This window comes from Aquimarina mycalae, assembly GCF_029906345.1.
Lineage (GTDB): Bacteria > Bacteroidota > Bacteroidia > Flavobacteriales > Flavobacteriaceae > Aquimarina.
In genome coordinates this window covers 51,765-65,125 of sequence record NZ_JARYGY010000002.1, presented here as the reverse complement: position 1 = coordinate 65,125, position 13,361 = coordinate 51,765, and the positions used below count along the sequence as shown (strand labels likewise).

At 30.6% G+C, this 13,361-nt stretch carries 15 protein-coding genes; all 15 read left to right on the top strand.

All coding sequences use genetic code 11. From position 1 onward, the window contains the following. Positions 1-118: 118 nt before the first annotated feature. The 15 genes from QBK95_RS04955 (at position 119) to QBK95_RS04890 (ending at position 13,289) form a co-directional block, all read left to right on the top strand. A complete protein-coding gene (locus QBK95_RS04955) occupies positions 119-736 on the top strand; it encodes a hypothetical protein (protein ID WP_280931190.1) in 618 nt (205 codons plus the stop codon). Between the two features lie 264 nt (positions 737-1,000). Beyond that, a complete protein-coding gene (locus tag QBK95_RS04950; RefSeq protein WP_280931189.1) occupies positions 1,001-1,846 on the top strand; it encodes a carboxypeptidase-like regulatory domain-containing protein in 846 nt (281 codons plus the stop codon). 182 nt (positions 1,847-2,028) lie between these two features. Beyond that, positions 2,029-3,249 carry a cytochrome-c peroxidase gene (locus QBK95_RS04945; protein WP_280931187.1) on the top strand — a complete coding sequence of 407 codons (1,221 nt, stop codon included), beginning with the start codon at positions 2,029-2,031 and terminating at the stop codon, positions 3,247-3,249. Between the two features lie 18 nt (positions 3,250-3,267). Further along, positions 3,268-4,557, top strand: coding sequence for a sulfatase-like hydrolase/transferase (locus tag QBK95_RS04940; protein ID WP_280931185.1), 1,290 nt, complete (start codon positions 3,268-3,270; stop codon positions 4,555-4,557). Between the two features lie 230 nt (positions 4,558-4,787). Continuing rightward, positions 4,788-5,246, top strand: a complete 459-nt coding sequence (locus QBK95_RS04935; RefSeq protein ID WP_280931183.1) for a GNAT family N-acetyltransferase — start codon at positions 4,788-4,790, stop codon at positions 5,244-5,246. A 109-nt stretch (positions 5,247-5,355) separates the two neighbouring features. Further along, entirely contained in the window at positions 5,356-5,592 is a 237-nt protein-coding gene (locus QBK95_RS22940; RefSeq protein ID WP_445012619.1) for an HNH endonuclease, read from the top strand. 78 nt (positions 5,593-5,670) lie between these two features. After that, positions 5,671-6,315, top strand: coding sequence for an alpha/beta hydrolase (locus tag QBK95_RS04930; RefSeq protein ID WP_280931181.1), 645 nt, complete (start codon positions 5,671-5,673; stop codon positions 6,313-6,315). A gap of 140 nt (positions 6,316-6,455) precedes the next feature. After that, entirely contained in the window at positions 6,456-6,986 is a 531-nt protein-coding gene (locus tag QBK95_RS04925) for an imm68 putative immunity domain-containing protein (protein ID WP_280931180.1), read from the top strand. Positions 6,987-7,034: 48 nt separating this feature from the next. Beyond that, positions 7,035-7,643 carry an SMI1/KNR4 family protein gene (locus QBK95_RS04920; protein WP_280931178.1) on the top strand — a complete coding sequence of 203 codons (609 nt, stop codon included), beginning with the start codon at positions 7,035-7,037 and terminating at the stop codon, positions 7,641-7,643. Between the two features lie 56 nt (positions 7,644-7,699). Continuing rightward, positions 7,700-8,002, top strand: coding sequence for an antibiotic biosynthesis monooxygenase family protein (locus QBK95_RS04915; RefSeq protein ID WP_280931176.1), 303 nt, complete (start codon positions 7,700-7,702; stop codon positions 8,000-8,002). A gap of 59 nt (positions 8,003-8,061) precedes the next feature. Continuing rightward, positions 8,062-8,418: a hypothetical protein gene (locus QBK95_RS04910; protein WP_280931174.1), complete on the top strand. Its 357-nt coding sequence runs from the start codon at positions 8,062-8,064 to the stop codon at positions 8,416-8,418. 41 nt (positions 8,419-8,459) lie between these two features. Then, positions 8,460-9,593, top strand: a complete 1,134-nt coding sequence (locus tag QBK95_RS04905; RefSeq protein ID WP_280931172.1) for a serine hydrolase domain-containing protein — start codon at positions 8,460-8,462, stop codon at positions 9,591-9,593. A 194-nt stretch (positions 9,594-9,787) separates the two neighbouring features. Then, positions 9,788-10,702: a leucine-rich repeat domain-containing protein gene (locus QBK95_RS04900; protein WP_280931169.1), complete on the top strand. Its 915-nt coding sequence runs from the start codon at positions 9,788-9,790 to the stop codon at positions 10,700-10,702. Positions 10,703-10,950: 248 nt separating this feature from the next. After that, positions 10,951-12,213 (top strand): DNA cytosine methyltransferase, encoded by a 1,263-nt coding sequence (locus QBK95_RS04895; RefSeq protein ID WP_280931167.1) that lies wholly within the window; start codon positions 10,951-10,953, stop codon positions 12,211-12,213. Then, entirely contained in the window at positions 12,210-13,289 is a 1,080-nt protein-coding gene (locus QBK95_RS04890) for an HpaII family restriction endonuclease (RefSeq protein WP_280931165.1), read from the top strand. The genes QBK95_RS04895 and QBK95_RS04890 overlap by 4 nt, the downstream gene beginning before the upstream one ends. The last annotated feature ends 72 nt before the right edge of the window (positions 13,290-13,361 follow it).

Below are 13,361 nucleotides of genomic sequence, written 5' to 3'. Positions count from 1 at the left end.
AGAGTACGTGAACTTTTGTTACGTCTGATTTTCCTGCGTAAAATCCTCGCACACAAAATCGCACTATTCTTACACAAACACATTAGCTACAACACCATTACCAAAACCAATAGAATAAATGACAGATATTTTTTTAAAAGCAAAACATTGGCAATTGTTTATAGTAATGCTCGGAATTCCATTGCTTTTTCAATTTTATACAATGTTTAATATGTTCTCAGAATTTGAAATTGAATCGAATTCAAACCCCGAAAATGTTATGAATACTTTTCGAATGTTTCCTATAATTATGATTCTTTTTACCCTAGTGTTTTTTGGTTGGTTTTGGTCAATTGCAATTGGACTTCAGAAAAATATTCCACAAGAAATTAAAATGAAGGTGAAAAAATTTAAGATTTTATTCTTTATTCCTTTAATCTACATCATTTTTTTCATGATTTATATGGGTAATCTTTTTTCTGGAATAGGAAATAATGCATTTGCAAATAGCGGTAGAATAACTGGAATTATTTTACCACTTCATCTTTTTTCGATGTTTTGTATTTTTTATTCAATGTATTTTGTGGCAAAAACAATTAAAACTGCCGAACTACAAAGAAAAGTGGGATTTGGAGATTTTGCTGGAGAGTTTTTCTTATTGTGGTTTTATTTTATCGGAATTTGGATTATCCAACCAAAAGTGAATAAGCTTTATCAAAAAGAAAATACTATAACCAACAATAGCTCTAGTACTTAACCGAAAATCCACTTCAATTAGCTCTCATATTATCTATAACCAAGACGTCAACAAACATATAAACTACTCGATTAAAGTTTTTTAAACATTCATAATTTATAGACTATTTTAATTGTTTTTGCAGATTATAAACTTGATTCTGATTCCCCGTTTTGGTACACAACTCAATACGAGGAAGGTCTTAAACAAAGATAAATTACAAGTTGGTATGACCTTTGCTGCTACATTGAAATTATACAAAACACGAACTAAAACGAACTGATTATGATTTTGAAAAGATTACTATTCAAAAAAAGAAATACCATCTTTTATATACTAGCGATCTTATGTGCTTCCTCCTTTTCTTTTTCTCAGACATCGCCTTTGAAAGGACTCGTTGTGGATGCGAACACAAACCAACCTTTTTCCTATGCCAATATTAATGTTCCCAACAAAAATATTGGTTGCATTACCAAAGCAGATGGTAGTTTTGTGTTAGATCCCAAAAATGCACAAGAAAATGATAGTATTGTCTTTAGTTATATTGGTTATGAATCGAAATCATTTACTTTAAAATCCTTGAAGAAATTTCTTAATTCAAATACTGCGATTGGTCTTCAGGAGAACATTGAAGAACTTGATGAAACGGTAATCATCAGCAAAACCAGATGGAAAATCAAGACACTTGGAAGTCAAACTACTTCTTCTCTTGGTTACGGTTTCTCTGCTGATGTGGGTAGTGAATTAGGAAGAAAAATTAAAATTCAAAAAAAGAATACTCATTTGCTAAAGTTTGGAGCTCATGTTGTCACAAACACCTATGAATCCATTAAGTTGAGGTTAAATATTTATGCGCTTCGAGATGGTGGTTTGGGAGAGAAAATAAATACCGAAAATATATATGTGGATTTTAAAGATACCAGTGGTTTTCTTGAGATTGATTTAGAACCATACAATATTGTAGTAAGCGAAAATATTATAATAACCTTACAATGGGTGGATTATACAGGCAGCGGAGACTTTAAGGTATCTAGTAAATTACCTGGACTTTCAAAAACCATACTAAAGTCATTTGGATATACTATGAAATTCCCAATAACGCTGGGATATCATGTAAAGGTGAAGTACTGATATCTATAAATGAATCAGAAAAATTGAAATAAAAACAGGGCATAACAATTGGTATATGACTATGCCATCCTTTAAAATGTCACAACACATACCCGTAACATTGTAGCCAATTAAATCGTCCTTAAATTAAACCTTTTTCCTTAATTAAAGTCAAAAGTTTATAACCAATTGACTCTAAATTTATGAAAAACACAATCTATTTATTATTAATAATTATAGTATTATTTTCTTCTTGTAGCAAAACAGATAATGGAGAATACATCCCAATAGAAGAAAATCCGCTTGCAGAATTAAATCTACCAGAAAACTATTTTAATTACGCCAACATACCTCTTCCTGGTTATTATACAACAAATGAGTTTCCTATACAATTTCAATTTCAAGCAGTTACGGCGTATGATAATACACCAATTGATAACCAAATAACCGATGCAGGAGCAACATTAGGTAGAGTACTATTTTATGACAAAAAATTGAGTGCCAATGGCACAGTATCCTGTGCATCTTGTCATCAAGCTCAACACGGTTTTTCAGACCCAAATGTTTTGAGCGAAGGCTTTAATAATGAACTAACAAGAAGACATTCTATGGGAATTGTTAATGCTCGATTTTATGCTGGTGGACAATTCTTTTGGGATGAAAGAGCAGAAACCCTTGAAGATCAGGTTTTAATGCCTTTTCAAGATGAAGTTGAAATGGGATTAACATTATCTCAATTAGTTCAAATTGCAAACGACCAAACATATTATCCAACCTTATTTAATGACGCTTTTGGGGATGAAACTATTACTAGTGATAGAATATCTAAAGCATTAGCTCAATTTATAAGAAGTATGGTAAGTACAACATCAAGATATGACCAAGCAAGAACTGAAGTTACATCACCTGTTGTAGATTTTCCAAGTTTTACTACACAAGAAAATCAAGGAAAACAACTTTTTTATGCACCGCGACAACTTACAAATGGAGTGATGGGAAATTGTGTCGGTTGCCACCAAACAGAAGCTTTTGTAGGACCTTTTCCAACAACCAATATTCCTCTTACAACTTTTGCTACAACCAATGGTTTAGATGCAACCTCAACCACCGATTTAGGTGTTAATGAAGCAACTGGTAATCCAAACGATATTGGAAAATTTAAAGTCCCGTCATTAAAAAACATTGCGATTCGTCCACCTTATATGCACGATGGTAGGTTTACAACTTTAGAAGAAGTAATTAATCATTATAGTAGTGGTATTCAAAATCATTCTAATCTTATAACACCATTAGTCAATGATAATGGAGAAGTTGGACAATTTAATTTTACACAAACTGAAAAAGATGCGATAATCGCTTTTCTAAAGACACTTACAGATGAACAGATGATTAACGATGAAAAGTATAGTGATCCTTTTAAATAAAAACCACCTTTTTATTTTATGAAATTTATTATTTTAAGCTTAACTTCTTTATTTCTTTTTGGTTGTAGTTCAAATGATGAAACATCAACAATTACAAATCCTATTAAAAATACACCAAACATACTTTTTATAATCGCTGACGATTTAGGAAAAGATGCCATTAATGGATTTTCTGAAGGAACTATAAAACCCAATACACCAAATATTGATGCAATTCGTAATTCAGGTTTATCTTTTACAAATTTTTGGTCTTATCCAACTTGTTCGCCTACTAGAGCATCAATCCTAACTGGAAAATATGGATATAGAACAGGCGTAAAATGGGCAGGAGATGAAATCAGTTTATCTGAAACAAGTCTGCAGAAATATATAAATGAACAAACAAATAACAAGTACTCAACTGCAATAATAGGCAAATGGCATTTGTCTGGCAATAGTAGTACTTTCAATCCAGAAATTTTAGGAATTGACTATTATGCTGGTCTAATAAGAGGCGAGCCACAAAATTATTACAATTGGCTACTCACAGAAGATGGTACAAGTAATATTGAAACAGATTATGCCACAACCAAATTTACAGATTTAGCGACAGATTGGATAAATCAACAAGAAAAACCTTGGTTTTTATGGTTAGCTTACAATGCACCTCATGCGCCTTTTCACACTCCACCTAATGATATGCACTCTCAAGGTTTTTTGCCCGAATTTTCTAACGGAATGGATGAAACACCTTATTATATGGCATCAATAGAAGCAATGGATTTTCAAATAGGAAAATTATTAGAAAATATATCAGAAGAGGAAAGAAATAATACTGTTATTATATTTATTGGTGATAATGGAACGCCAAATGAAGTTGCACAATCACCATACACTTTTTTTACAGCAAAAGGTTCTTTGAATCAAGGAGGAATAAATGTTCCTATGTTTATTTCTGGAAACGGAGTTTTAAGAACAGGAAATGATGAAAATTTAATTACGAGTACTGACTTATTTTCCACAATTGCTCAAATTGCTGGAGTTTCATCTCGTGAAATTCACGACAATAAAAGTTTTAAATCTTTATTATCGCAATCTGAAAGAGTTAGAAATTTTCAATATTGTGAAAAAAATGATGGAACTAATAATCTATGGACAATAAGTAATGGTGATTACAAACTTTTTAAAAATGAAAATGGAAACGATGAATTTTACGACCTTAATAACGATCCTTACGAACAGAATAATTTATTAAACGAAACTTTAACGACAACCGAAAATATAATAAAAACAGAATTGGAAACTGAATTAAATAACATTCGGAACTAAAAATAACTAGCTACAACAACGTTTATAAAACATAACTAATTAAGTACTAAATTGAAAGATTTGCGTTGTACTTGCTGAGACTGGCAAGTTTTTATTTTGGCTTTAAAACTGAGAAGTTAAATCAAAATATAAAAAAATTAACTCCGTGATAAACCCAAAATGTAGTATCTTTTTACAGACTACGTTTCATACACAAATCGTTATGTTCAAAAAGATAAAAAGCTAATAAGATGATGGAAATAAGATCCGCAAGATTAGAAGATTTACCAAAATTGCTAGAATTCGAACAAGAGATAGCAACTTATGAAAGGAATTTTGATGAATCATTAAAAAAAGGAAAAATTCATTACTATGATTTAAAAGAATTTATAAAATCATCGGATGTAGAAGTGTTAGTAGCAGAGATAGAAAAAGAAGTAGTAGGATCAGGTTATGCAAAAATAATATTATCACAACCGTATGAAAAAATCAAAGAATTTGGATATTTAGGATTCATGTATGTAAGTCCAAATTGGAGAAGAAAAGGAATTAATAAAGAAATTGTTAATCAATTAATTGAATGGTTAAGAAGAAGAGGAGTGTTAGAAGTTCGTCTAAATGTTTATAAAGAGAATAAGGTTGCAAAAGAAGCCTATACCAAAACTGGATTTAAAACTAGTTCGTTAGAGATGAGAATGAGTTTAGATTAGAACAAATAAAGTTGAATTTGAGAAAAAGTATCAAATTACAATAAATGCATACGAGCGAAACCCAGAAGCAAGAAAAAAGTGTTTAGAATATTATGGATTTACATGTCAGGTGTGCCAATTTGATTTTGAAGAAACATACGGTGAATTGGGGAAAAACTACATTCATGTCCATCACATTATTCCTCTCTATCAAATAAAATCAACATATCAATGCGACCCAATAAAAGATTTAATTCCATTATGCCCAAATTGTCATTCTATGATTCATAGAAGAAGAGATACAATTCCAGTTCAGACACTGATTAATCTAATAAACAAAAAGAAAAAAACACATAACACTATATAACAAATCATAGCCGTCTATCGGCAGGCTACGTCTGTTATACAATCACATTACCAGTAATTTTAGAAACCTAGAAAATCAATGAAAATAAAACTACTAATAGGAATTCTTTTTTGTTCGACTTTATTTGCGTGCGAAACTAAAAATGATGACCAATTTATTTTCTTCCTTCACAATCGATTTTTAGAAACTCACGATTTGAATGATTCTCACCCAGAATTTGGACGAACTGAATATAAAGAGATTATTGCCGAATTTGAAAAAAGCGGATTTAAAGTTATTAGTGAAAAAAGAGACGGGAATGTAAATGCGAGAGCATATGCAATCGGAATTGTAAATCAAATAGACAGTTTACTAGAAAAAGGTGTTAAACCTAGAAAAATAACTGTGGTTGGAACTTCTAAAGGCGGCTATATCTCTCAATACGTTTCAACGTTAGCACACAATCCTGATCTGAATTTTGTTTTTATAGCTAGTTTTAGAAACAGCGATATTACTAATATTTCTGAAATCAATTATTGCGGTAATATTTTGACAATTTATGAAAAATCAGATCCTTTCGGAGTTTCAGCATTGGAAAGAAAGAAAACTTCTAGTTGTGAAATAAAGCACTTTAAAGAAATTGAATTGAATACAGGAATGGGACACGGTTTTTTGTTCAAACCTTTAAAAGAATGGATCAACCCAACAGTAAAATGGGCTAATGGGAATTACAATCTGGAATAAAAACTTAGAAGTTAAATCAAAATATAAAAAATTGGCTCTGTGATAAACCCAAAATGTAGTATCTTTTTACAAACTATGTTTCATATACAAACCATTGTGTGTAATCTCAAAGCTACTATTCATAACAAGACATAAAATAGATGGAATCATATATAGAGAAATGGATTTGGATTGTTGGTAATGATTCGGCTTTAGAGTTTGTATATTTCATAGAACGTTTAGGAGCACATGTTTCTTTTAGTGATATCTACAAATATTGTGACTTACAGGAGAAGTTGAAAATTAGGAATTCTATAACAACATCTGAAACGTGCGAAAAATTAGCAATAAATTACACTTGGAAAAATGATAAAATAGAGGATAGTTCCTTATTTGCTGATGCAATACTAACGTTATCATTAATAATAATTGATTGTAATAATAATGGAGGTTCTTCTGACTTAACTGTATTTACTGGAGCTGAAAAAACGATTACAATTGAATATGATAAAGATAGTATTGAAACCCTGATTGATAGTTTAGGTCTTTTAAATACGTATCTCATGAAATTCTTTGGATTTAATTTCTATGAAGAGGATGATAATGAAACAAAAGAGGCTAAAGTTGCTATTATAGAAATTAAAAAAGAATTAGAAAAAATATTAAATAAAACTTGGCATAACAAGGAGTAAACTGCAATAAAACGACACTTTATACTAAACATTAGCGTGAATTGAAAAATGATAGATATCAAGTCAAAATCAGAAATCATAATTCCTTTTGAAAATATAGGAGATGAGAACTGGTCGGATGAAGCAGAACATATTATAACAGAACTTGCTGATAATTGGGGAGATGAATTGCCAAACCCAATTTCGACAGAAATAATAGCTGAATTAGAAAAAAGATTAGGTGCTACTATACCTGATAACTTAAAACTGTTTTACAAGAAGTTTGGAATTTCCAATATTGGAGAGCAACTACAAAACCTTGACGAAATTGATTGGATTAAAAATATTTGGAAAGATAATCCTGAATATGGACCAGATTTTTCTTATGAAGATAAGAAGCATTTACCTTTTTTAATTTCTTTTAGCGACTATTTAGGAAATGGTAATATGTTCTGTTTCCATAGTGAAACTAAAGAAATTTACTATTATGACCACGATACACAACCATATCTCATAAAACTATTTGATAATGTAAGTGACTATATAAAAGGTTGCCTTATTTCTTGCCAAGCAGATTTATTTAATAAGGAAATCGGACAGGAACAGGTTGAAGAATGGTGTAATGAGATTTTGAATGAAATGTTTGGAAAGCATATTGTTGAAAAGTGGAAATTCTAAAAACTAATACGAAACCAATGTGGATGTATAAGGTGGATCAACATTAAACAATTATTATGATAGTAAGAATTTGGGAAGGCAAAACTAAGATAGAGCATTCAGATGTATATGAAAAAATTATTGAGGAACGAGATATACCTGATTACAAAAAAACGTTAGGATTTGTAAAGCTCACTTTTCTTAAACGTGCTGATAATGAATTTAATTACTTTAAGTTATTAACCTTTTGGGAAGGTTTAGATGCTATAAAAAACTTTACAGGGCCAAATTTTGAAAAAGCAGTATCTTACAAGGAAGATGAGAAATACTTGGTCGACTTCCCTGGAAAGGTTATGCATTTTGAAGTCTTCTCAGAATAAAATAAGATGTAGACAACAAGGTGTGAAAATGTATTTTACACTAAACATTAGCTTTACTTATGAAAGACTATAAATTCAATGGTGATTTAATACCAATAGACTTTGAAAAAAGTTACAATGATTCTGATTCTGAGATTTTAAAAAAAGGAATTAGAGCAATGAATATGGATGAAAAGTGGGATATTATTTTTGACCAAAATACCCTTAGTTTTTATCGAAGTTGGACTGGAAGAGGGATCTTCAAAATTGAATTTCTTCATAAGGATAATCAATTGATTGTAGAAAAAGCATTTGTTGAGGAAGATTTTTCTAATCAACAAGGAGTTGATTCCTGTTCTACTATATTAAATAAGATTATTGAAGTAATTGTACTTAATAAAGATCCTGAATTCTTAAAAACAAAAAACGAAAGCTAACATTGAGCGAAAATGCATTACCACTCATTTTATAAAAAATCATGGCAGTAATTAGAAAAACACAAAACAAATTGTTTATGAAATATATTTTCAAAATTTCAATGTTGATAGTCATTCTTTCTACAATCGGTTGTAAGAGTGATAAAAACAAAGTCACTGATCATAAAGAACCAATAGATGACTATTCTGAAAAAATTGATAGTTTGATAGCGGTTACTCATCCTCGCTTTTTTAATGGTATCATACAAATAACCAAGAATGGCAAAACAAAGTATTTAAAAGAATTTGGCTATTCGGATTTTGAAAATAAAATTCCAATTTCGATAAACGATAAGTTTAGAATCATGTCTAACAGCAAACAAATTACTGCTGTTTTAATTTTAAAAGAAGTTGAAAAGGGGAGAATAGACTTACAGAATCCAATTAGTGAATATTTGCCAAACTTCGAACCAAATTGGGCAGATACAATAACTATTCATCAACTTCTAAATATGTCTTCTGGGATAATAAGTTTAGAAAAACCTCTTCTTTTTGAACCAGGTAAAGGATATAGATATAGTAATCCAGGCTATGGGCTATTAGGAAGAATCTTAGAAAAGGTTACAGGGAAAGAATATATTCAATTAGCCAACCACATGTTTAAAGAATTGGGCATGAATGATAGTTACTGCTATGAGCTAGATACATCTAATGAGGGGTTAATAAATGGTTATTGGTTAGAGAATGGAAAACTTAATCTTGTAGAGTTTGATAGTATGGGATTCACTAAAGAAAGTTGGAAAGACTTTATCCCAGCAGGAGGTATTATTTCAAATGCTCATGACTTAAATATTTGGGACACTAAACTTCACAATGGTGAAATTTTAAATTCAGTTTCTCATAAGGAAATGGTTACTCCAAGTAATTCAGGGCCGCACGCTGCTTTTGATAATGATACGATTGGTTATGCATACGGTTTGCGGATTCACAATCGTCATCCAGTACAACATTTAGGGCATGGAGGAAGAGGATTTGGGTTTGCATCCATTAAGTTTTATATCCCAGAAAAAGATGTTGATGTCATAATTTGGGAGAATATTTATGCTAGAGATAATGATTGGATGGCAGGTGATATAGTATATCATTTTGAAAATGAAATAAGAAAGATAGTTTTAAATAGCAGCCTTTCAAAATAGTAACTACCACCACATTTTGTATTGGTAATAGTGATTTAAGTGATTACAAACTCTTTCCCAAACGGACATGCTGTTAAGGATTATAAAATGCAAAAAATATTGAAATTAGAATTTTATTTACAAAAGAAGAAAACGAATAACACTTTATCTGACTACGATACATAGTTATAACATTACATACAATTTGAAACCATATGAAGTCCATTCAAATATTAATTCTGATTTTATTTGTTCCATTAACCTCCATTTGTCAGAATAAAAAATTCTCATCTTTTTCGACCGCACTTACAGAGCCTGAAAAAGTAAAATGGTTGGATTTAGATTGTAAAGAATTGTCAGATTTTTCCGAAAAGATCAAAGAATTACCTAACGTTAGTTCCTTGTATTTAACTAACTGTGACCTGAAAGAAGTACCGAAGGGATTAAAACACTTGCAAAAACTAACACTTTTAAATATTCAAGGTAATAGCTTATCAGAGTTGCCAGAGGAATTATACAAACTAAATATGATTTCTGTAATAAATGTAAGAGGTAACAACTTCTACAAATTACCACCATTGCTTAGCAGTTTAACAAATCTTAGAGAAATAGATTTGGCCGAAAATGATATGCTCGATTTTGAACAAGCTCTCAGTGTTTTATCAGAGGTCAAAAATTTAGACTTTCTTTATTTAAGCGGAAATAAACTTAAAAAACTCCCAGTTGGACTATCAAATTTGAAAAAACTAAATGAACTTCATCTAAATAATAATCCTGATCTTGACCTAGAACAAGCAATTCGAATAATATCACAAATAGAATCATTGAGAATTCTTGTGATGTCGAATAATAATCTAAGCGTAGTTCCAAACATGGAATCTCTTAAGCAGATTGAAGGTTTAGTGCTTGATAATAATCCTAATATTTCAATAGAAGATTTAGCTGATCAGATTCAAAACCTATCAAATATCAAAGTCATTTTATATAGGAATAATAATTTAAAACGTTTACCAGATGATTTGAGTGGATTTTCATCTCTCAAGTTGTTAGAATTAAGTAAAAATGAGTTTTCAGAAAAAGAAAAAACACGCATAAGAAACCTATTAAAAGAGACAAAAGTAATATTCTGAAAAAATCTAAAACAATGTATAAACGGCATTAAAATGGCAGTTTATACGAATCACTATAAACTAAATATCACTACTAAAACAATGCATTTGTTTTTGCAAATTTCATCGGCCAATGTTAAAAAATACATTACTGTTTCTACCTTTGTATTTTGGCAATTTTATTTACAAAAAAATGTGAACAAAAAACTACGAAACCAAATAAAACAGACGTATCTTTTTTTAACTTGTGGAGTTGAATTTAACGAAGAATGATAAAAGGAAGGATTAAAGTAGAAGATATTGATGGTCAGCTGTTTGAGGTTAAAGTGGTTGAGCCAGATAACCCTAAACCAGCTTCTTTTACGCATTATTTGCATAATCATAAAAACGGAGTTTCTCAATTTTATAAAAAAGATGCACTTGCATTTGTAAAAGAAATCCTTGCAAAAGAATATCCTACAAACGAAATAACAAATAAGATTGCAGAAGAGACACTTCAGCACTTGATTTATGACCTGCATAAAACAATTCCGTTTCCTGCACCAGAAAACCCCAAGTTTAAATTCATTGACCTTTTTGCAGGAATTGGTGGATTTAGAATGGCATTTCAAAACCTAGAAGGTAAATGTGTTTTTACCAGCGAATGGGACAAATATTCAAAACAGACATACAAAGCTAATTTTGGAGAAATACCATTTGGAGATATCACCAAATCCGAAACCAAAAGTTATATTCCAGATAATTTTGATGTGTTATGCGCTGGTTTTCCTTGTCAAGCTTTTTCTATTGCAGGAAGACGTGGCGGATTTGAAGACACTAGAGGAACACTATTTTTTGATGTTGCCGAGATTATTAAAAAGAAACAACCTAAAGCAATTTTCCTGGAAAATGTAAAAGGGCTTCGTAATCACGACAAAGGAAAAACATTAGCAACAATATTAAATGTTCTTCGAGAAGATTTAAACTATTACGTTCCTGAACCTCAAATTTTAAATGCAAAAGAATTTGGTGTGCCTCAAAATCGTGAACGAATTTTTATAGTAGGATTTAGAAAAGATTTAGGAATTACAGATTTTCAATATCCAGAACCAACCAATAAGGATGTGGCGTTAGAAGATATTTTAGAAAAAGAAGAAGTCTCTGTAAAATACTATCTATCGACAACCTATGTGCAGACATTAAAGAATCATAGAGCTCGTCATGAAAGCAAAGGGAATGGATTTGGTTATGAAATCATCCCAAACGATGGAACAGCCAATGCAGTTGTTTGTGGAGGAATGGGTAGAGAACGAAATTTAGTGTTGGATGATAGGTTAACGAACTTTAAACCAATAACAAATATTTCGGGCGAAGTAAATCGCGAAGGAATTAGAAAAATGACACCTAGAGAATGGGCAAGACTTCAAGGTTTTCCAGATGATTTTAAAATTATAGTATCAGATGCACAAGCATATAAACAATTCGGAAATTCTGTGGCAGTTCCTGCTATTCAAGCTACAGCGCAAGAGATAATCAAGAAGTTGAATTTATGAAAGGAAATAGAGGCGAATGGAGTGAACTCTATGTATTTTTCAAATTACTAGCAGAAGGCAAACTATTTTCTGCAGATGAAAATTTAGAAAAAACCGAATCTTTTGTTCAGTTACTTTCAATTTACAGAAAGGATGCAGGAAAAAACTTAAACTTTAAAATTGCTTCTGACCAACATATACATATTATTGATGCAAACACTGAGCAGATACTATTATCGTTTCCCCAGTCAAAAGCAAAACTAATTGCGAATAATCTTGTTAGCCAAATAACGGGTAAGACAGGTATTTCGAAGGAATTGATAGCATCAATTAAAGAGTTGTTTATTACGCAAGTTGCAGATAAGTCATTAGGTAAGGGAGATATTAACGTTCGTGTTTATGATCCTATTCATGCAATAAGTTCTGATCAAGAATTTAGCATTAAATCATTTTTAGGTAGTGATCCGACATTATTCAATGCCAATAAAACGACCAATATTACGTATAGGATTATTGATGCTAATAACTTGCCAATTTCTGATGAAGATTTAAAAGAGGTTAATGGTATTACTACTGGTCATAAATATATTAAGCGTATTTCAAAATTAACTGAATTAGGTTATAAGGTTGTTTTTGATTCCTATGATGACAATACTTTTAAGTTAAACCTTCAAGTAATTGATAGTGACCTACCAGAGATTATAGCTCATATTGTGAAAGATAAATATGTCAGTAGCATCGTAAAAATTAATGAAGTAATTGTAAAAATTAGAGAAGATAATCCAATGAATTATGACCTAAGTCAGGGACATAAATTTTATGAATATCGCTTGGTAAATTTTTTAGTTGAAGCTGCTTTAGGCATGACCTCTAAATCAGTATGGTCTGGTAAATATGATATTGTTGGAGGAATAATCATTATCAAACCAAATAGTGAAATGCTTTGTTATCACTTAATAGATTTTAACAAGTTTAAACAATATTTAAAAAATTCTTCAAGACTCGATAATCCTTCGGGCTCTAAAATGGGATATGGTACCGTATACAAAAATTATAATGGTTCATTTATCAAATTGAATTTTCAAATAAAAGCATAATAGGGATCGCTTAATATAAAAAAGAGTGATGTTACCTTAAATGAAAATGAAATCATAGTGTATTAAAATATC